This window comes from Bradyrhizobium sp. KBS0727 (assembly GCF_005937885.2).
In the GTDB taxonomy this organism is placed as follows: Bacteria; Pseudomonadota; Alphaproteobacteria; order Rhizobiales; family Xanthobacteraceae; genus Bradyrhizobium.
Genome location: NZ_CP042176.1, coordinates 4,026,892 through 4,046,332 on the forward strand (window position 1 = coordinate 4,026,892; position 19,441 = coordinate 4,046,332).

25 protein-coding genes and 1 tRNA gene are annotated in these 19,441 nt (G+C 64.8%); 5 read left to right on the forward strand and 21 right to left on the reverse strand.

From position 1 onward, the window contains the following. Positions 1-271: 271 nt before the first annotated feature. Positions 272-931, forward strand: a complete 660-nt coding sequence (locus tag FFI89_RS18645) for a glutathione S-transferase family protein (protein ID WP_138839052.1) — start codon at positions 272-274, stop codon at positions 929-931. A 16-nt stretch (positions 932-947) separates the two neighbouring features. Here FFI89_RS18645 and FFI89_RS18650 read toward each other — a convergent pair whose 3' ends face one another. Together FFI89_RS18650 and FFI89_RS18655 are read right to left on the reverse strand one after the other, a co-directional pair. Then, on the reverse strand, positions 948-1,199 hold the full coding sequence (locus FFI89_RS18650) for a porin (protein ID WP_138839054.1): 252 nt from the start codon (positions 1,197-1,199) through the stop codon (positions 948-950). Between the two features lie 31 nt (positions 1,200-1,230). Continuing rightward, complete coding sequence (locus FFI89_RS18655; RefSeq protein ID WP_138839056.1) at positions 1,231-1,488, reverse strand: PilZ domain-containing protein; 258 nt, start codon at positions 1,486-1,488, stop codon at positions 1,231-1,233. A gap of 254 nt (positions 1,489-1,742) precedes the next feature. On the opposite strand from FFI89_RS18655, the gene FFI89_RS18660 reads away from it, so the two are divergent. The 4 genes from FFI89_RS18660 (at position 1,743) to FFI89_RS18675 (ending at position 2,740) form a co-directional block, all read left to right on the forward strand. Next, positions 1,743-1,817, forward strand: a tRNA-Glu gene (locus FFI89_RS18660). Positions 1,818-1,959: 142 nt separating this feature from the next. Then, positions 1,960-2,196, forward strand: coding sequence for a hypothetical protein (locus FFI89_RS18665; protein WP_138839058.1), 237 nt, complete (start codon positions 1,960-1,962; stop codon positions 2,194-2,196). Continuing rightward, positions 2,193-2,453 (forward strand): hypothetical protein, encoded by a 261-nt coding sequence (locus FFI89_RS18670; protein WP_138839060.1) that lies wholly within the window; start codon positions 2,193-2,195, stop codon positions 2,451-2,453. Before FFI89_RS18665 ends, FFI89_RS18670 begins: the two co-directional genes overlap by 4 nt. After that, positions 2,453-2,740 carry a hypothetical protein gene (locus FFI89_RS18675; RefSeq protein ID WP_138839062.1) on the forward strand — a complete coding sequence of 96 codons (288 nt, stop codon included), beginning with the start codon at positions 2,453-2,455 and terminating at the stop codon, positions 2,738-2,740. Before FFI89_RS18670 ends, FFI89_RS18675 begins: the two co-directional genes overlap by 1 nt. A 205-nt stretch (positions 2,741-2,945) precedes the next feature. Here FFI89_RS18675 and FFI89_RS18680 read toward each other — a convergent pair whose 3' ends face one another. The 19 genes from FFI89_RS18680 to FFI89_RS18760 form a co-directional block, all read right to left on the reverse strand. Then, entirely contained in the window at positions 2,946-3,191 is a 246-nt protein-coding gene (locus FFI89_RS18680; protein ID WP_210249010.1) for a hypothetical protein, read from the reverse strand. Between the two features lie 48 nt (positions 3,192-3,239). Next, positions 3,240-3,995: a C1 family peptidase gene (locus FFI89_RS18685; protein ID WP_138839064.1), complete on the reverse strand. Its 756-nt coding sequence runs from the start codon at positions 3,993-3,995 to the stop codon at positions 3,240-3,242. Positions 3,996-4,161: 166 nt separating this feature from the next. Then, positions 4,162-4,332 (reverse strand): hypothetical protein, encoded by a 171-nt coding sequence (locus tag FFI89_RS34430; protein ID WP_168212945.1) that lies wholly within the window; start codon positions 4,330-4,332, stop codon positions 4,162-4,164. Next, complete coding sequence (locus FFI89_RS18690; protein ID WP_138839066.1) at positions 4,329-4,769, reverse strand: septal ring lytic transglycosylase RlpA family protein; 441 nt, start codon at positions 4,767-4,769, stop codon at positions 4,329-4,331. Before FFI89_RS18690 ends, FFI89_RS34430 begins: the two co-directional genes overlap by 4 nt. Then, the gene (locus tag FFI89_RS18695) at positions 4,766-5,401 is read right to left on the reverse strand and encodes a hypothetical protein (protein ID WP_138839068.1); all 636 of its coding nucleotides are present in this window, start codon (positions 5,399-5,401) and stop codon (positions 4,766-4,768) included. The genes FFI89_RS18690 and FFI89_RS18695 overlap by 4 nt, the downstream gene beginning before the upstream one ends. Before the next feature lie 127 nt (positions 5,402-5,528). Next, positions 5,529-5,837 (reverse strand): hypothetical protein, encoded by a 309-nt coding sequence (locus tag FFI89_RS18700; protein WP_138839070.1) that lies wholly within the window; start codon positions 5,835-5,837, stop codon positions 5,529-5,531. Further along, positions 5,824-6,276 (reverse strand): hypothetical protein, encoded by a 453-nt coding sequence (locus tag FFI89_RS18705; RefSeq protein WP_138839072.1) that lies wholly within the window; start codon positions 6,274-6,276, stop codon positions 5,824-5,826. The genes FFI89_RS18700 and FFI89_RS18705 overlap by 14 nt, the downstream gene beginning before the upstream one ends. 12 nt (positions 6,277-6,288) lie before the next feature. Then, positions 6,289-6,768, reverse strand: a complete 480-nt coding sequence (locus FFI89_RS18710; protein ID WP_138839074.1) for a hypothetical protein — start codon at positions 6,766-6,768, stop codon at positions 6,289-6,291. Then, a complete protein-coding gene (locus FFI89_RS18715) occupies positions 6,765-7,043 on the reverse strand; it encodes a hypothetical protein (RefSeq protein WP_138839076.1) in 279 nt (92 codons plus the stop codon). Before FFI89_RS18715 ends, FFI89_RS18710 begins: the two co-directional genes overlap by 4 nt. Continuing rightward, the gene (locus tag FFI89_RS18720; protein ID WP_138839078.1) at positions 7,040-8,437 is read right to left on the reverse strand and encodes a glycoside hydrolase family 25 protein; all 1,398 of its coding nucleotides are present in this window, start codon (positions 8,435-8,437) and stop codon (positions 7,040-7,042) included. Before FFI89_RS18720 ends, FFI89_RS18715 begins: the two co-directional genes overlap by 4 nt. A gap of 54 nt (positions 8,438-8,491) precedes the next feature. Continuing rightward, on the reverse strand, positions 8,492-10,687 hold the full coding sequence (locus FFI89_RS18725; RefSeq protein WP_138839080.1) for a hypothetical protein: 2,196 nt from the start codon (positions 10,685-10,687) through the stop codon (positions 8,492-8,494). Positions 10,688-10,698: 11 nt separating this feature from the next. Further along, the gene (locus FFI89_RS18730; RefSeq protein WP_138839082.1) at positions 10,699-11,733 is read right to left on the reverse strand and encodes a hypothetical protein; all 1,035 of its coding nucleotides are present in this window, start codon (positions 11,731-11,733) and stop codon (positions 10,699-10,701) included. Positions 11,734-11,770: 37 nt separating this feature from the next. Beyond that, on the reverse strand, positions 11,771-12,043 hold the full coding sequence (locus FFI89_RS18735; RefSeq protein ID WP_138839084.1) for a hypothetical protein: 273 nt from the start codon (positions 12,041-12,043) through the stop codon (positions 11,771-11,773). Between the two features lie 17 nt (positions 12,044-12,060). After that, positions 12,061-14,055 (reverse strand): hypothetical protein, encoded by a 1,995-nt coding sequence (locus tag FFI89_RS18740; protein WP_138839086.1) that lies wholly within the window; start codon positions 14,053-14,055, stop codon positions 12,061-12,063. 1 nt (position 14,056) lies between these two features. After that, positions 14,057-14,464, reverse strand: a complete 408-nt coding sequence (locus FFI89_RS18745; RefSeq protein ID WP_138839088.1) for a hypothetical protein — start codon at positions 14,462-14,464, stop codon at positions 14,057-14,059. 2 nt (positions 14,465-14,466) lie between these two features. Continuing rightward, positions 14,467-18,198 carry a hypothetical protein gene (locus FFI89_RS18750; RefSeq protein WP_138839090.1) on the reverse strand — a complete coding sequence of 1,244 codons (3,732 nt, stop codon included), beginning with the start codon at positions 18,196-18,198 and terminating at the stop codon, positions 14,467-14,469. A 7-nt stretch (positions 18,199-18,205) separates the two neighbouring features. Next, entirely contained in the window at positions 18,206-18,757 is a 552-nt protein-coding gene (locus tag FFI89_RS18755; protein ID WP_138839092.1) for a DUF6441 family protein, read from the reverse strand. Next, a complete protein-coding gene (locus FFI89_RS34435; RefSeq protein ID WP_168212946.1) occupies positions 18,757-18,897 on the reverse strand; it encodes a hypothetical protein in 141 nt (46 codons plus the stop codon). Before FFI89_RS34435 ends, FFI89_RS18755 begins: the two co-directional genes overlap by 1 nt. A 65-nt stretch (positions 18,898-18,962) precedes the next feature. Then, positions 18,963-19,409 (reverse strand): hypothetical protein, encoded by a 447-nt coding sequence (locus FFI89_RS18760; RefSeq protein WP_138839094.1) that lies wholly within the window; start codon positions 19,407-19,409, stop codon positions 18,963-18,965. Between the last annotated feature and the right edge of the window lie 32 nt (positions 19,410-19,441).

Genomic DNA, 19,441 nt, shown 5'->3' on the forward strand with positions numbered 1-19,441 from the left:
CGGCTTCGCGCGTTCTCCTCCCGATTGCATTTTGAGGAGGCGATAATGGGAAAAGGAATCCTGCTTTGGTTGTTGGGTGTGCCGATCCCGGTGATCATCCTGCTGTGGTTGTTCTTCGGCCACTGAGCACCCTAGCCAACTGCATTTTACGAGAGATCAGGCTCCGCGATAACGACGGGCCTGATTTTTTGTTGGGCTGCCTCACCTGAAAGCGCGCTTTTTCACTGATCTTCAGCTATCAACGCCTCAAGAAGATCAAAGGGAGCAACGCGTGGCTGACAACAACAAACAACAACTGACCATCTGGGGCCGGGCCAATTCGGTCAACGTTCAAAAAGTGCTGTGGTGCCTGCGCGAACTCGATCTCGGCTATGACCGGATCGATGCCGGTCTGCATTTCGGCAAGAACAACGAGCCGCCCTACCTGGCGATGAATCCGAACGGCCGGGTGCCGACGCTGGTCGACGGCGACTTCGTGCTGTGGGAATCCAATTCGGTGATGCGCTATCTGTGCATGGCCTATGGCAAAGACTCGGGCAGCGGTTCACCGATCTATCCGAAAGAGCCGAAAGTGCGTGCCAGTGTCGACCGATGGCTCGACTGGACGCTGTCGACGCTGCAGCCGGTCGATCGGCCGGTGTTTTGGGCGCTGGTGCGCACCCCGCCGGAAAAGCGCGACATGGTCGCGATCCAGAAGGATGCCGACGCCGAAGCCGTGGTGTGGCGGGTCGTCGAGGCGCAACTGGCGACACGGCGCTTCATCGAAGGCGATCAGTTCACGATCGCCGATATCGCGCTCGGCGCTTATGCGCGGCGCTGGCTCGGCGTCGAAGGCATCATCAAGCCCAGGCTGCCGAACCTGGAGCGCTGGTTCGCACAGTTCGTGGGCCGACCCGGTTTCGTCCAGTTCATCGCGCCGCCGATGACATAAGCTGAGCTTTCGACGGTCAGCGCGCGCCCATAGAGGCGCTCGCCCCTGCGCTGACCGCGCCACCGATCTTCACGCAGGTATCGGTGCCTTCGACCTTGACGAAGCCGGCGCCGAACGCCGCGCAGGAATGGGACGACGTCGCGCCCTTCACCGGCAGCAGCCTGCTCGGCTTGGCCGTGTGTCCGGATTTTGGAAAAGCCGGCTGTTCGGCCCGTGCGATCAGGGCTGGCAATGTCGTGACAACGATCGCAAGCAGGAATTTGCGCATCCCGCCTTTTATCGCCTGCCGCGCCGCAGGGCTAGCGGACGAACCTGACACCGACGGATTTGCCGCGACGCCAGACCACCTCGCAGGGCCGCCCGGTTCGGGCATCGCGCGAAAACGCCAGCCGCAATTTGGCCGGTAGCGAGTTGGGATCCTCGATCGTGATCTTCGCACCGGTGCTGGACATGTCGTGCACCACGCACGGCCGCGCAGCAAAGCCACCCTCGAGCGTGATCCAGCCTGCCTGATGCAGCGATTTGCGCAACTCGCGCTGTTTGGTGCCAAAGGCCATGTCGGAAGTTCCCCCCGATCAAAGACCTACGCCACGCGGCTTAAAAAGCCGTTGCGGAATACCTGCTGTTTTCAGCAGTCTCGCAGGCCGCGGCAGCGGGCGGAAAAATGGGCCTAAAAAAGGGGTTTTCGGGCGGCTTGCCCGCCCGGCGAAACGCCACTATACGTTCGCCCGTCGCCGCCTTGATCGAATGTTTCGGTCGGCGACCAACACGGCGCATCGAGCCTATAAAGCTTTGATTTTCCGGTTGTTTTGCTCCCTTCGTCTATCGGTTAGGACGCCACCCTTTCACGGTGGAGAGAGCGGTTCGATTCCGCTAGGGAGCGCCATAGCGCGCAAATCCCGAAAATACCTAAACAAAATCAGATTGATATCAGAATAGCGATAATCGTGTTGGACGGTTTGTTGGACGCGCGAAACCGCGCTTTGTTCTTGTCTTGTCCAGCGTGATTTGTCGCGCGATATTGGGCCATGCCCCGCCAGCAAAAAATCACCTTCGGCGAGATGCGCGCGTCCGGTGTCGACCGCGTCCTGATCTATTGCGCGGACCACAAATGCAGCCATTCGATCGAACGCGACGCCGCCCCGTGGCCGAACGATCTGAGGCTTTCCGACATCGAGGACCGCTTCGTCTGCCGGGCCTGCGGCAAACGCGGCGCCGACGTCAGGCCAAACTTTCCGCCGCCAAGCATGGGCACGAACCAATGAAATACGTCGACGAGCGACCCTTCGCGGATCCCGACAAGGCCGCACGTCACCTCCTCGAGATCGCCAACCAGGTCGAACCGGTGCAGGGCCGGATCCACATCGAGAAGATCAATGGACCGTTCCTGTTTCGCGACAAGGGCACGCCGGCGGAATACGGCGCCGGCCTCAAACGCGCGATCGAGAACGGCTGGCTGAAGCTTCACGAATCCGGAACGTTCGTGACGTTCACGCAAGCCGGCGCCGACATGTTCGCGTGATGGCGGAGGGCTGGCAGCGCAAATTCCGCGACGGCCCGATCGACCTCCCTGACGGCCGATCACTGGTGACCCTGAAGGATGCCGGCGACTACATCACGAAACTGCCGAAGAAGGAATCCGCGCTGCCGGTGTGGCAGGCGGCGATCCATGCCCTGATGCTGTGCAGCGAAGGGGCCGACACCATGCTCGCGCGCATCGGAGTGCTGAAGGCGCTGAAACGAAACGAGCCGGATCCGCCGCCGGCGCCGCGGCGCAAGGCGGCGAAGAAGTTCAAGGTTATCCGCTAGAACGGAATATCCGATCGCCAGCTACTGGCATTTCACTTTGGTGCATCGGATCGACGTATACCCACCAGCGCCACTGCTGCCCTGGCCGGCGGCAAAACGAAAAAGCCCGCGGTCGGGGACATCCGACCGCGGGCCAGTCATGGGAGGAAACGCCCGTCGAGAGGGCAGTGGCACCGATTGCGCGATGCCCCTATCCTAGGCGCGATCACTCGGCCGCCGGCGTGAAGTCCAGGTAGAATTTCTGGCCGGGCTCGATGATGCCAAGCAGCGCCGGGTTGGCTATCGTCAGCGTCAGCTCGCCCGAGGGCGAAAATTTCGCATAGGTATTGTCCTCGTCGGAGCCGTCGGCCGGATAGGCCTTGGCCGCGACGGCGTTGCAGGTGATGCGGTCCTGACCGGGAAACCGCTCGACCTTGTTGACCTGCATTTTCGCGCGCATGGTTGCGGACATTTCAGTCTCTCCTTTTTTTGCCGGGAAACCGCCCGGCGCGGATTCGTTTCAGCCCTCGCCGGTCACAATCCAGTAGTCGGATCCGTACAGCGTCGAGCCGAGATAGGCCGCCGGAAAGTAGCAGTCGCCCTTGTCGCCCCAGTCGGCCGCCCAGGAGTTGCGCACGGTGAAGGTGCCGGGCCGCTGGCCGTAGCCGACCACATACATGCAATGGCCGCCGACCGTCGCTTCGTGCTTGGCCGGCATCGGCACCATGCCGGACTTGGCGACATCGTCGCTTTCGAAACTCTCAAACAGCGTGACGCCGATCACCGGCGTGTGGCCCATCGCGATCGCCTGACGCAGCGCCGCGGCGTTGACCTCGACCCGCTGGTAGCTCAAGGCCTTGAACTTTCTGGCGTCGGCATAGACGGCGTCCGACGGCCGATCGCGGTATTTCCTGATCCGGTACGGCCACAGCGTCTCATGGCCGACGCCGCGCTTGTTGGCCGACTTGATGCCGTCACGGATCTCGGCGCCGGCGTCGGAGGCCACCGTGCCCTCGATCGTGCGCTCGTCGAAATAGAGCTGCAGCCGCGACAGCGCGATGTCGCTGCGGCCGGCGGCGATCATTTCATAGCGCAGCGCGCCGGTGATGCCGTGCGCGGTGCAAGAACCGAGCTCGCCCTGGTCCATCACCGCCGGGCAATGCGGCCGTAGGTCGACCGCGGCCGGAATCCGCATCGCCCGCGGCGCCATCATGTGGTCGCGCGGATCCTTGGTGTCACGCCGGCAGCCGTACCAGGCATTGGGTTTGCGTTTCATGATTGATGCTCGTCGATGCCGGAGACCGCCGGCGCGGGAAATCAGTTGGCCAGCATGTCCGCCGAAGCCTTGGCGAAGGCAGAAGACCGCTGGCGCGGCTTGTCTCGCCGGAGCCCGACATGTCCGCCGGAGCGCGAAGGGCGAAGGCGGAAGGGCGAAGGCGGAATTAGAGAAACCAGATCGCAGCGGCGCCGACGGCGATCGCGGCGGCGACCAGCGCCAGGCAGCGCTGCAGATCCGGCGTCGCCGGCCGCCATCGGTCGATCGCGGTTTCGATCGACCAGGCCAGGGCCAAGAACACCACGACCACGATCGCAGTCAGGATCTCCTTGTTCATGGCAAGACCTCGGCCCGCACGCGACCGACGCCGGCGCCGGTCAGGCCGATCGCGCGTGCCGCGCCGGTCGACAGATCCAGAATCCTGCTACGCAGAAACGGTCCGCGATCGTTGACCGTCACGACCACGCTTTGCCCGCGATAGGTGACGCGCAGCCTGGTGCCGAACGGCAGCGAACGGTGCGCGGCCGTCATGGCGTTCTGGTTGAAGCGCTGTCCCGACGCGGTCCGGCTGCCGCTTTCGGTGCCGTAATAGGAGGCCAAACCGGAAAACGCAGCGCCGGAAGATTCCGCCGCGCCCGCCGCGGCCGGCCACAGTGCGACGGCCAGGAAGGCCGCCACCGACAGCCCGATGAAAAGCCAGAACCGCACGAAATCACGCTGCTCGGCCGCGAGCCGTTCGTTCAGCTCGCACTGGTAGTCGCCGGCCCCGGTCATCGGTGGGCCAGACGCGCGCGCGCCGCTTGCGGCGTTCGCGCCACGACGAGCCGAATATGAGGATGATGCCGACGGGCGTGGCGGGCGCCGCCGCCGTGCCGGAAATGCAGCCCCCACTCGCGGCCGCCCTCGTCATAGGAAATATGGACATGCCGCATCCGGGCGTAGTCGACCGAGTAGCCGCCGGGCCAGCCGGCGAGGTGGGCATAGATGCAGGAGGGATCACCGGCCAGGTCGGCCGCCCGCCCCGAGGCATGCAGGCTGATCATCCTGGTGCCGGCAATCAGCGTATGGCGCATGCCCGAGATCAGGCTCGACCGGCAGGCGCCGCGGATCTCGGCGACCTTCGCCGCCAGCGGCGCCACCAGGCCGGCAGCTAAACCGCCGGGCCCGTAGGACGGCCCAGGACGCGCCCGATCGGCGCGGGTCATCCGTATGCCGCTACTCCGTTTTAACGCCTGGGCGGCCCGCACTGAGTCACCCGGCGGCAAAAATCCGACACCGCAAGGCCGCATCGGATCGAGGTTGCTACAGGTCGAGACCTGCGGGCGATGACGGCGCGCCTCGGCCGTTCCGGCATTCAACGCAACCAGGCACAGCGCGAGCGCGCCGGCGAAAGCAATTCGCAGCATGGGGATTCCTCGTTTGGTGGTGAACGGCGCGCCCGAGCAGGCGATGCGAAAGCGACGCCGCAAAGCCTGCGCGAATGCCGCAGCCGGCAAGCGCGAAAGGCGAACGGCGCCAAACAAAAAACGCGCGCTACTTCTTCGGCTTGGTCGCCCGGTCGTGGCGGCGGCGCAGCAGCTTGACGACGCCGGCAAGCTGGCTCGAGATCCCGCCGAGCTGGTCTTTCATCCGCTCGACGTCGGTCTGCATCTGCAGGAAATTCTGCACGAACCACGGACTTTCGACCTCGATCGGCGACGGTTGCGGTGGCGGCGGCGCCTGCGGCTTTTCGCGCAGGCCGGCGCGGATCAGCGGCAGCGCCAGCAGGAAGATGATCAGCGCACCGACCGTCTGCAGCGTGTTCGAGGTCAGGCCGTCATAGATCCGCTCAAGCAGCTTCATCGCGATTCACCAGCACCAGCGCCCGGTACATCGACAACAGCTCGACGATGGTCAGGACGAAATAGACCGGAATGCCTGGTGATGGCGGCCTGCCCGTTTCCGGGATCAGGACGGATAGCGCGATGCACATTTGAAACCAGATCATCGCGCCCGACAGCGCCCCGGCAGCGCGCAGCAGCGGACCCCAGAAGGGCCAGCTGCCATTGGCGAGCAGCGCAGCCAGGCGCGCCGTGCCAGCGATGAAAAATCCCCAGCCGAGCCAGGCCGGTGGCAGCACCTCGAGCAGCCGATGAAAGGCGCTGGCGCCGATCGCGTCGGGCCAGAGCGAGAGCTCGAGCGACAGGCCGAGCATCATCAGCGCCGTGCCGACCTCGGAAAGCCGGTTCTCGAAATGGCCGAGCAGCCGCCGCAGCCAGGCATTGAGCTTTGCATCGATCATCGTGGCGCCTCGCTAGCGGCTGGGTTGCAGCAGCTCGTCGATCGCCGAGCGCGGTTTTTCCGGCGGCTCTGACGGTGATGCCGGCGCGACCGAGGCCGCGGGCACCGGAACGATCGGCACGTCGATCGGCGCGACGGCGCCCTTCGGCCAGGCCCGCCTGACACGCGCCGTCACCCGCTTGACAAAACCCGGCTTCGGCTTGGCAGAAACGATGCTGGGCTTGACAGGCGCCGCGTCGAGCGAGGCCGGACGCGGCGCCGGACGCGGCCAGTTGCAGCCGCCGACGCCGCCCTCGACCTGGCTGTCGATCCAATCCTGGTCATAGGGCCGCTTGCCGAGCACGGCATAGGTCGGCCGTTCGAAGATCTTGCACTCGCCGCCGGCGACCGAGCCAGTCAGCGTCTGCATGCAGCCGCCGAGCAGCGGCGCCAGCGCCAGCAGCACCATAAGCCGGACGTGTCCGGCGTAGCTCGCAGAGCGAAGCCGAGTCATGACCCGCACCGCCCGGTCGCCTGATCCCAAACGCCGTTGCGATCGCGGCAGGACCGCCAGGTCTTCCGCATGTCGGTCGCCCGCTTGATGGCGCCGGCGTCCTCGGCCGCGATATCGCTTAGCGCGCGCGCATAGCCGGCGTGGTAGACCTTGTGATGCCAGACGCCATAGGCGATCGCGAGCGCCGCAACGAGCGCACCGGCCGCGATCAGCTTGGCGACGATGCCGCCGGCCTCGAGCAGCGCCAGCCCTGCTCGGATGTACGTCATGATCATTGTCGCGCTCCCGTTTTGACCTGCTCGGTGATCTTGTTGACGCTGTCGCGGGCGTCGTAAGCGATCCAGGCCAGGCCCGCGGCGCCGAGCAGGATCCACAGCGACACCGGCACCTCGGCGAGATAGCCTCCAACGGTCGACAGCCAGGAGGACGAATCGCCGAGATCGTCCTTGTGGTCGGTGAAGAAATCCCAGGCCGCCGAGATTTTGTCGGAAAGCGCGGTCCAGACCGCAGTGAAGAAGGTCGCGACCGCCGCCCACGCCGCTTTCAGGAAGCTGCGCTTGGCCGGCACCGCTTCCGGCGCCACGGTCGCCACCGTCGAGGCGTCGCCGCTGGCGCGCGCCTCCGAGACCGGCCGCACGAATGGCGGCACCTCGTCCTCGGCGCGCGCGAGCTCGCTGCGCAGATCGTCCTTGACCTCAATGAAGGCGGCAAACGACGCCGGCGGCGCGATGCTCCCGCCGCGATCGTTGATGAACCCGGCGATCGCGCCGGCGGTCATGCCGCCCCACTCGGCGTTGAGCACGCCGGGATTGTAGTTCATCGCCTTGAGCCGCCGCTTGACCGCATAGAGGTCAGCCTCGGCAGCGACATCATCCGCCGCAGGCGTCGGCGCGTCCTCCGTCGCAGACGTTGCGGCGTCGCCGGCATCGTCTGCCGCGTCATCGGCCTGGTCGGCTGCGGCCTGACTGGCGTGCGACGAGGCGCCGTCGTCGCCGGCCACCACCGACATGATCGACGCGATCGCGCTGCCGGCGCCGGCCCATTCGGCGGCGAGACTGGCGCGATCGCGATCATAGACGTTGAGGTCGAGGCCGCGGTTTCCGGCGACCACGCCTGGCACGTTATGCGGCGGCTGGCCGACACCGTCGCCGGTATATTGCCACAGCCAATATTTCGCAAAACCCGTCGGCAGCACCGCGCGCGGGCCGTACTGGCACAGCCACAGCCGATGCGACAGCAGATATTTCCGATCCGCCGCATTGAGCGTTCCGATCGTTTCCTTGAGCCGGTTGCCGGAATAGATCGCGCCCTTGCGCCCAAGTTTCTGCTCGAGCAGCCGCAGGAAGGCGACCGCCTGTTTCGCGGTCATGTTCGACTTCGGATTGTCCTCGAAATCCAGCACCATCAGGGTCGAGCTGTCCGGCGCCGCGCATTTGATGAACCAGTCGACCTGTGCCGCGACGTCGGACCCGTCGTTGAAATGATAGGCGCCCCACAGCATGCCGGCGGCCAACGCCTGCCTGCGCCGCGCCGCGTAGTCGGGGTCGCGGTAGCCGGGACCCTGCGACGACTTGTGGATCACGCCCCAGACCCCGGCGTTGGCCGTGGCGCGGAAATCCTTGACCGTGTTGTGGTGCGAGATATCGATCACGCGCGGCGTCATGGCCATGCCGACCTCCTGTCGATTTTGATTTTTGAATTGGTGCCGTGGCGACCCGTTAGATCATTCAGGTCTTCCCTGCGGCCCGCGCAGGCTTGGATTGGGGGTGTAAGCCTTGATGGTGCCGACGGCCGTCCCGTCCTTGGGACCATTTGGCGGCTTGATCGCCAGCGTCCCGGTGTTGCGGCCGCGCTTCCAGTTGCCGGAGCCCTGCAGCTTTACTTCCGGGTCCTTGCCGACGCGATCGGCGAGCTTGCGCATCCCGGTCGGCTTGCCCGCCTCGGTGACGATGGCACGGCGCGCCTCGAGGCTGGCGAAATCCATCACCGTGTCGGTATAGAACTGGCACTCGCCGAGCTCGACGCGCTTGATGGCGGAGCGGTGCGCATCGGTGGCGGGAAAGCCGAACTTCGCCTTGTCTAACGCGATCGGATTCGGCTTGAAGCGGTAGATCGGCAACGCCTGGTTCGTTGTGACCGTGACGGTGTTGCCGAAGTCATCGTTGCTAACGTCGGTGACGGTGAATGTCGGCTCGGATGCGACATAGAAACCATTGACTGACAGCACCGCGTTCTTGTCGGCATAGCCGTCAGGGTAGTAGGCCGAGAGCTTCTTCCCGGTCAGGTTGACATCGTCGAACATGACAAAAATGCGCGGCGCCGAGGTGGTGCGACTGCCTTGTGTACGGGGCGGAACCGCAGGATCGCGCCGGCCGCCAGTGGTGCCCTTGGTGTTGCACTCCTTGGTAAAGTCATAGGACAGCGCCAGGCAGTGCCAGTGATTGGTCTCCACCACCTGGCCATCGCTATATTCGCCGTTGACTTCCGATAGATCGAACGCGCCCTTAAGGCCATCGCCAACAAGGCGCACCGGCAGCGTGCGGAAGGTTTCCGGGAAGCTGCCCAATACGACCGGCGCATTGGTGCCCGTCTGGTCGTAGCTCGTCGTAATCGTGAACGCGGGAACCAGCGGAAACAAACCGACATGCGCCGGATGCGTATCAGGCTCGTGCGGCCACGAGCCGTCGGTGGAGAAGTCCAGATTAAATCCAATCCGATCCTCGGCGACAGATGCTGAAATGGTGCGCGGCGACGAACCCTCGAACTCCGCGAGGTTGCCGTTCGGCATCCGGATGTTGATCGAAAGCCGCGGCTCCGCCCCGGTGCAATCGATGCCGATATAGGAAGGGTCGATATCCTCCGCGGTTTCGCCGGTCAGAAACCAGTCCCCCGCGGTCCACGCGAACGCCGGGTGGTCGGTGGTGCTATCGTGGAAAGCGTGACCATTGGTCAGGATCCGGTCGCATTGTCTCGGAAATGTGCCAATTGCATGCTGCCGGAATTCATACTTCCTGCGCTTCGAGGTGACGCCCCAGGTATGGATCGGCACAACGCCGAGCAGCTTCGGCAACGGGCCATCGCCGTGATCGATCCAGTCCTGGTATTCTTTTTTCGCGGCGTCGACGCTTTTCTGCGGCACGCGAAACCAGATGACAAGCAACCCACGCTTGGTGTCGGGGACATCGGTCGACAGTTCGATGTCGCTGTTATCCTGAAATTCGACGACGCCGGGATAATTGACGTTGACCAGGCACTGCAGCGGATCGAACTGCCAGGGCGGGTTGAGATCGTCCGCATTATAGGCGATCTTCGGCGCGCGCGTCTGCTCCACCAGATACCGGTTTTCCAGCTGCGTCGTGAACTTCTGGTCGAAGTCGCGGATGGTGAACAACCGCGGGATCGCGATGTCGAGAAACTGGTCCTGATCCTCGCTGTCCTTGATCTTCTGGTAGTTCTTCAGCACCCCGCCTTTTTCGTAGAGTGGGTCGCCGTCGAACGGCGTATCATAATGCGTCACCCGCCGGATGGCGCGCTGCCGCCACACCTCCTTGTTGCGGAAACCGCGGATGATCCGCTGGTCGTCGTCACGGATGACGATCTCGTCGGCGACATCCACCTCCCACCACAACGACGGATTTTGCGGATCGTCGTCCGCCAGGAACACCTTAAGCTTGCCGGTCCTGCGCGCCGGATTGGGCTCGCGCCGCGGGCCGCTGTCGCCGGTCTCTTTCTTGTACCAGTGCAGCTCCGTGGCTGTGCGCTGGAAATCGAAGCCCGCGCCGGTCTCGGTGACCAGGATGTCGATCCGCTCGAAGTCGAGATAGGCGTCAGGCACGTCGACCACGCGGCCGCTCTCGTCGATCGTCTTGCCGATATAGCGGTAGACGTGGGTTTTGCGGGTCTCCGGCTTATCAACCATCGGCTAACGCCTCACATCGCGCCGGTGCGGCAGGTCTCGACCAGATTGGTGCCGTCGCCAACAAAGGAAATCGTGAAGGTCTTGCCGCTCACCGTACCGGTCGCCAATGCTCCGGCCGACTTGAAATTGGCACTCGGCGTGATGTTGTAGCTCGAGGTGCCCGAGGTGAGCACGATCAGCGTGATCTTCGCATTGGCAGGACCGTCGCAGTTGAGCGTGATGTTGCCGGTCGGTGTCACCGTGAAAACATCGCCGAGATCGGGATCGAGGTCGACGGTGCCGGCGGTGCCGAGCGCCGTGACGGTCGGATCGCGCGACTGCAACGCGCTGATGGTGCCGGAAACGTCGGCAAAACCAATGACACGCTCGCCGAGTTCGTCGAGCGCATCGCCGACATTGGTCGAGACCAGGGCGCTGGCGCTCGACGGCGTATAGCTGATCGCGACGGCATCGAAACTGACGGCGGCGACGGCGCTGGCGATCCGCACCTCCAGCGCCTCCAGCGTTTCAGCAACGCTGCCGGCCGGCAGATCGCTGTCGCTGGAGGGCTCAAACGTCACATAGATCGCGTCGAGGAAGCGCCAGCCGCGGTGATAGCTGAGGTCGGACAGCTTCTGCAGCACCTGGCCGAGCTCGCCGCCATCGGGCAGCGCATTGCCGGGGTTCGGCAGCAGGTTGAAATAATAGCTGTGGCCGAGCCCGTCATTGGCGCCCAGGTCGAACACGTCCGGCGCCACATGCGGCCAGATCACAACATAGAGCGACCCGTTATAGGGAAACACGTCGTCGACGCTAAGCGACAACCCGCCGGTATAGATCACCGGGTTGAGCCGCCGGTACGGCATCGTCACGGTAAAGGTGGTGGCATCCGTCAGCGTGATCGTCATCTGGTCGCCGACTGCCGTGATGCTGGCGATCGACACCGCTGCCGGCGGGTCGCCCTCCAGCGTGGTGATGCGCCCGTCGAGATTGTCGATATCGGCGTCGAACTCGTCGGCACTGAGCGGACGGGCGAGATCGCGGCGGCGGGTCAGGACTGGCGGCATAGCGTTGTGCTTCTTTCCCTAAAAAAACGATTCCAGATCAATCGCTCACCGACTCGCCGAACGGCTGGCCGATGACGTCGGCCCAGGTTCCAGTGAACTCCGACTTGCCGCGGCTCTGGACTTCCTTGTGCTTTTTTTCCATGTAGGTCGTCAGCGAATACGACCGCGAAAAGTTGATGGTCTTGACCCCGCCATTGTCGCCGACCTTGAGCACGACGTTGGCCGGCGGGGTGGCGTCGGCCTTGATGATGCGGCGCGGATAGCTGACGTCGACCGACTGGAACGGCCGCACGATGTTCTCAAAACCCATGTTCGGTTATTTTCCTGTTAGCCGCCGAGCGCGACCTGCGCCGGCACCAGGACCGGGCCGGCGGCGATATCGAACGAATATTCAAACGACAGATCAGCGACCGGCTTCAATTCCAGCTCGTACCATTTCTGCGCGGCGCCTAGCGCCGTCACCGCGGTTTGAGTCGAGGCCTGGGCCTGGCTCGCGCCCGTGAACGCCGAGCCGTCATTAAGCCCGGCGCCGATCGCCACGCCGCGGCCGTCCGAGGCGCCAAAGCCGGCGCCGCTAAGGCCGCTGCTGCGCGCCAGGACTTCCTCTTGCGAAGGGCCGTCCGAGGTCAGCGTCTCGCTGCGCACCACGACCTGATCCCTGGTCAATGGAAACACCAGCCCGTCGTCGTTGACGCCGTCGACCGGCAGAGAATAGAGGCAGTCGGCGCTGTCGAGCACCAGCTTGCGGCCGGCGAACAGCTGCAGCTCGGGGCCCATGACGTCGGCGTCGACGATGGTCGGCGTGCCCTCGACGACTACGGAGACGCCGCCATGCCCGATCGCGCCCTTGATCGTCACCAGGGCGAGATATTGCCCGCCGGCGCCGTCGGCCGTGATCTTGACATTGACGACCTTGCCGGACGCCTGGCCTGCGGGCAGCCGCCGCGAATCGTGCACGCGCGCGGTATGCCGGCAACTCAGGACAAGCGCGCGGGAAAACGAGATTGGCGAAAAGCCGACTTCGCACGGCCGCGCCTTGGACAGCAGATGCGCGCGGGCGACCGCGACCCGTCCGGCTGCGCTCAAAAGTCCGCGATCGGTCGGAAAGTAACTGCGGCGGCCGACATCGCCGATCGGCGGCGTGCTCTCGCCCGGCAGCGGCTGGCCGACATCGGCGCCCGAAAATGTCAGCGTCTCGATGTCGGAGGTGCCTTCATCGTCCGACAGCATCGCTTGCGAATCCAGCGCCAGCGTAAAGCTGAGATGCTCGGTCCGATCGCGCGCCGCGGCATATCCCAGCTGCAGCGTGGTTTTGATATTCCAGCTCAGCACATTGACGCCGCTCTCCTGCACGCTGAGCGCGGCGGCGCGCCCGGTTTCCGGGTCGCCGACCGTCATGGACACCGACGCCTTGTAATCCACCATCGTGGCCAACCCGGGCGCGACCCAGCCCGACACCGATTCAGAGACCGACATCGCGTCGCCATTGGAATGATCCTCGTCATGGTTCTTGAACTCGAATTTGGATTCGGCGCCGGTCAGGTTCGAGACGCCGCCATCGTCGGCGCTGGAATCCAACACGGTCCAGCCGCCACCGGGCGAGGCGCCGGGCTTCGGCCAACCCTGGTAGAGCCCCTGTCCGGTCAGCGAGGAAAACGCATTGGCGCCGATGTCGATCGCGCCTGAAGCCTTTTGCGTATAGGTGACTGTCGCGTCGACCTTGACCGCGCGCGGCGGCGGATCGCCCAGCGTAAACGACAGCGAATCATAGATGATTTCGGAGCCGGCGAACTCCTCTTCTCCCGCCTCGCCATAGATGTAGTCGCTGATGGTGATGGCGTGGCTGACCGGATCGAAATGCCAGTTGGCGGAATAGCCCTCCAGCACGGTGTCGGGATCGTCGACATAGGCCGGATCGATGAACACCTTGTCGTAATTGGGCAGCACCTTGAGCGCGTCCGCGGCCGCCTGCTTGCGCGCCAGATAGTCAAGCGGCTTGGCGTAGAACTTGACGGTGACGATCTCGCCCAACAGGTCCGACGGCACCGCCAGGATGCGGCCGAAGAATTTTGCCGTCACGTCGCCATCGGTATCGAACGCGATCCAGGCCCAGCCGGGGCGATCGCTCGCAAACCACCACGCCGGCCCCGGATTGATCATGTCCAGCGTCGCGACCGGGATCTTGCCCTCCTCGAGGTCGATCTCGAGTTTCAGGATGTATTCGTCGTAGCGGATGTGCCCGCTGCCGAACGTGGTCTCGCCCGGACCCGCCCATGCGAAATAGGTCGGACCGCCGCCGGCGTGTTCAGGTGCGACCGGCATGTTATTTCTGCTCCAGATCGAGCGACCAGGAGGTGACCGTATCCCATTCGTTGGATGTCACCGACCAGCCAAGCACCATCGCGGTAAAGGTCTGCTGCTCGGTCGCACCTAGTTCGGGAATGCAAACCAGCGTCACCTCGTCGCCGGGCCACAAAGCCGTCCGGCCGCCCGACACCACGGAAAAGCCGGGCGCCGCCATGTCCTCGCAAGACAGCGTGAATTTGTACTTGCGGAACGCGGTCATCCCGGCCTTGAGGTTGATCATGTTGCCGTTGACGTCGCGCACCAGATCGGCGGCGGCTTCGATCGGCCCCATCTGCATCGAGATGCCGCGCGCGGAAAACTCGCCGAGCGAAAAGCCGCCGCCGGCGCGGGTCAGCCCGAGCAGCGTGGAATCCGACAGTGCCATGGCTAACCCTTCGATCCGCGCGCTGGCGCCCGGCTCGATCGCATCCGGTCGAACAGCGCCTCTTTTTCCAGCTCGCGCGCGCGCGCCGGCGTGGCGTGCAATCCGCTGACGGTGCGCGCGCCATCGCCGGAGCCGAATTGCAGCGTGATCGGATGCAGGCCGGCGGCCAGTGGATTGACCAGGCCGCCGCCGGCATAACTCAGCCGCGGCGGCGCGAAGGCGATCTGGCGCGACATCGAATCGACGAGCCCGCCCATCGAGAAGCCGCGCGGCATCATCCCGAAGCTGGCGAAGGCCTTGTGCAGATCGCCGCCGACCATGCGCAGAATTTCCATGAACGCCAGTACGCCGGATTGCCGCACCACATGGGCGGGCTGCACATACTCGCCCCTATGCACGATGCCGGCCGGCTCGAAGGTGCCGCCGGCGCCGGTGAAGCCGCCGGCGGCGAACGGCACCGCCGGCAATCCGCCATTGTTGGCGATCCCGAGCGAGGCGATCGCGGTAGCCGTGGCCTGCGCCGCGTTGGCCGCATCCGACAGCTTGCTGATCAGGCCATCGAGCGAGCTGGTGATGCTGGAGCCGTCGAACGTGATGCCGGCGAAGGCATGGCCGAGGCCGCCGGCGCCCTTGGCCGTAGTGTCGATCGCAGGTCCGACCGCCTCCACGCTGCCGGTGAGCGTCTGGAACTGGCTCGCCGCCGCGGAAACGTCGGATTGCAGCGCCGTCAACGCCGCGTTGATGCGCGGGCCGAGGTCCTGAGTGCTCTGGCCGACCGCGGCAAAGCCCTGGCTGAGAGTCGACAGGTCCTGCGTGACCTGACCGCCGACGCTGAAGGAATCCAGCGCCTTCTTGGCGCCCTCCAGCGAGGAGGTGATGGTGTCGTTGATGGCCTTCCATTGCTCGTCGGTGACCTGCTTGACCGCATCGCCGGAGGCCTTCGCGTCCTGCGGGATCTGCTGCCAGACGCCCTTGGCGATTTCGCGAAAGCCGTTGAACGATCCGTCGGCGGCCTTCTTGAAGCCGTTCGAAACGGCGTCCGAGGCCGTGGCGCCGTCGGCCTGGATCTTCTGCCAGGCGCCGGTGCCGATCTCGCGGAAGCCGTTGAAGGAGCGGGTCGCCGCCTTGTTGAAGCCGCTCGCAATGTTCTCGGCGGCCGCATTGAATGGCGGCGCGATGCCATCGGCCACCTGCTTGCCGGTCGAGGCGGCCGTGCCGAGCGCGGCGTTGATCTGGTCGAGCGCCGATTTCCAGTTGTCGGCAAAACTCCTGGTGGTGCCTGCGTTGCTGTCCTTGGCCGCATCGCTCGAGGCGTGCAGCGCCTGCATCTGCTTGTTATATTCGGCGGCATCGATCCTGCCGTCGCGAAACTGGGCGTTGAGATCCTTAACCTTGTTCTCGAACTCCTCCAGCGGCCCGATGCCCTTGGTGAAATCATTGGCGATCAGGCCGGCCGAAGCCAGCGCCGCCAGCACCGGCGTCACCGACAGCAGCAGCGCAGCAAGCGTCCGTACCTGTCCGATCAGGCCGCCGACCGCCGAGGAAACCGCGATCGCGCCGGCGCCGAGAATGGCCCAGGTCAGGACGCCCTCATTTTTGAGGTTGTCCCACACGCCCGAAAATGCCTCGCCGAGCTGCTTGAACGCCTTGTCGAAATCGCCGGCGAGCAGGTTGGAAAACGACTGCGTCACTAGCTCCCACGACTTGCCGAGATCGGGAAACTGGCGCGCCAGGATGATCGCGCTCGCCGCGACCGCGGCAAACGCCGCCCCGATCGGGGTCAGGACCGTCGCCAGCACCAGACCCGCCGCGCGCAATAATCCGAACGCGCCGGTCAGCTGCGCCAGGATCGCGACCAGCAACAGCCCCTGGGAGTTGATGTTGGTGCCGAAGATCGCATTGAAGATCGCAGCCAGCCCTGCCGCCGCCAGCGACACGCCGGAGATCAGCCGCGTGACGTTGGCAAAAACCTCCGAGCCCGGGCCACCGAAGATCTTGCCGAGCGCGCCGGTGACGACATCGAACGCATCGAGCGCCGCGCTCTTGAACAGCATCCATGCGCCGGCGAAATTGCCGCGCGCCAGTTGCGCGAACGCCGCCAGAAAGCCTGCGCTTTCGGCCCGCACTGCGTTGACGGCCACGGTTCCGCCGGCGCGGAATTCGGTCCAGAACGCCCGCACCGCCAGGCCGCCGGCCAGCAGCAGCGGCCCGATCGCGCCGATCGAGGACAACAGGAAGCCGAACAGCGCCACCACCGGGGAAAACACCGCGCGCAATCCGCCGAACGCGCCGGTCACCAGCCCGATCGCCGCCACGATTGCGACGAAGCGCCCGGAGATGTCGGTGCCGAATGCCGAATTGATGGCCTCCGCGATGCCGTTGAAGGCGGCGATGATCACGGTGCCTGCCGGGATCAGCACATTGCTCCAGACCAGCGCCAGGTCCTTCGAGACGTCGTTGATGACGCCGATCGCCTTCGCCAACCCGCTCTCGCCGGACTGGTTCAAGAACGCCTGGAATTTTTCCAGGTCGAGATCCTTGAAGAAATCGAACTTGCCGGTCTCCAGCAATTTCTTCTTGGCGTCGTCGGCTTCGATGAACCCGAACAACAGCTTGCGCGCATCGTCGATCAGGCTGGTCAGCCATTCGGCGCGCGTAGTCTGCCCCGGCGCAAACAACAGTCCGATCTTGTCCTTGAGGAAGCTGAAAGCTGCGCCGAGCTCGCTCAAGGCGTCCTTGAGCTTCTTGCCCGAGGCAATTTCGGAATCGGAAAAGGCGCGCAAGGAGCCATCGCTGTCGGCCAGTGTGGACGGCAGCGCCTTGATGAAGTCGAGCGCGTTGCGCCACTCCTCGCCGAACAGCTTGGCCGCCACCGCGGCTTTGGCCGCACCGTCCGGCAGCTTGTCGAGCTGGATCGCGATCAGCTGCAGGCGCTGGTCCGGCGTCAGCGTCGACAGCAGCTGCGCGCTGATGCCGAGCTCGGAAAGCGCGCCGGCCGCCGCCTTGGCGCCCTGCCGAACGCTGTCGCTGGACTTGGCGAGATCGAACGACGACTGCGACACGCCGTTGAAAATCTTGACGGTGGTGTCGCCGAACTTCTGCACCAGGTCGATCGACTGCCCCGCCGAGCGGCCGAACGCATCGGTCGATTGCTGCGCCACGGCGAGCCCGCCGGCGACCTGCCGCAGCGAGGCCCCGGTCGCCTCGAACCGGCCGGCGGTATCGGTCGGAATCACGCGTGCGATGCTGCCGCCGGCGGCGGTCGCGGCGCGATCGATATTGCCGAGCATCCGGTTCAAACTATCGACGGAAATATTGGCGTCATCGGCGCCCTTCTTCAGCGCCTGATAGGTCTGCACCGTCAGCCCGAGCTTAGCGGCCGATTCCTGCAGCGCCGAGGTCGTGGTTGCCGCCGAACTCGCGATCGAGGCGATGATGCCGCCGGCGGCAAGCGCCAGCGCGCCGATGCCGAGCGCGGTCTTGCCGGCAAACGCCAGCAGGCCGTCGCCGAAGCCCTGCACCTGACCTGAGGCCTGGCCGGCGGCCTGTGCCGTGCCGGCGATCTGCGAGCTGGTCGCCGATAGCTTCGAGGCATCGATCCGGCCGAACTGGTCGGCCAGATTCTGGATGCCTTTGAACAGCCGGTCGGCCTCGTCGGCGATCGCCAGCACCTGCTTGCGAATGTCGTCGCCGCCGTCGAGCGAGATCCGGTTGGAAATATTGGCCGTAGCCATCTTAAGATTACTCTTTCAATTTGGCGGCGTAGCGCGCCGGCAGCTTGGCCGCCTCGCTGGCGACCGCCTCGTCGACATTGAACCGCTTGCGCAAGGTCACCTGGTCGACACCGACAAACAGCGGCGGCCCGCGCTTCTTGGCGGCAAACAGCATCGGCCGCCGCCCCGGCAGATTGACCGACAGCAACGGACCGACGCTTTGCGCATAGCGCGCCGGCGTCCATTTGGTCGCCGATCCCGGCAGATTGGCCTCGATCGGCAACCACAGCAGCGGATGGCCGGCGATGTCGCCGCCGGTCTGGAAAATTTCCGAATAACCGATCCGATCGAAGATTAGCGCCGCCGGCGACAGCGAGTTGCCGCTCGACGGATAGAGGTTGGCGCGCAGCGCGTTCTGCCATTTCGCGGAAAAGCCGGCCTGCGCGATGCTGGCGCGGCCGGCCGTCTTGGCCGCGTTTGCCGTCTCGGCCATCGCGGCCGTGGCCGCGATGGCCATCTTGTCGAGGTCGGACGAAAGCGCCTTTTTGAAATCGCCGCTCTTAAAACGGAAATTCGCCATCAGCCCAGAGCCTCGATTTCTTCGCTAGCCTGTTTCGGATCGTGCGTGGCGAGGGTTGCGATCGCCAGCGCGTCGGCCCGTCTTCGGTTCTCGCGCTCCATCGCCGGCTGCACCGCGAACATGATCTCGCGCGGCGTCATTGCGAGCACGTCGGCGCGCGAATAGCCCGAGCCGATCAGGAAATCGGCGGCGTCGACTAGGGCCGCTAGGGCCGCACCTGGACCTTGATGCCCGCTCGCTTCTTTTTCGGCGCGACCGCCTCTTGCTCGATCGCCCCTGCGTCCGGCCCGATCGCGGCGCGCAGGAGGTCGGCGAAAGGGCCAATGCCGCCTGGCGCGGTGATGCGGAACACCGACTTGAACAGATCGACGCGCTCGCCGAGCGACAGATTGGCAAACGACTTTTCCATCGCCTCATTGCCGGATTCGCCGGCGCCGGCGACTATCATCGCGACCATCGCCTGGTTCGAAATGCCGGCGCTGGAGATGTCGAAGCTGCGGGTCTGGATCATTTGCTTAAAGACCGGCAGCAGTTCTGGGAACCGATAGATGATTTGCCCGAGATCCTCGATATCGACGCCGCGCAGCTTGATCTTATTGCCGCGGATGGTGACGGATTCCGTTAAGGGCACAAAATGCAACAGGTCGTTCATTGAGCCATTTCCTTTGTTTCCTGCCTTGTTTG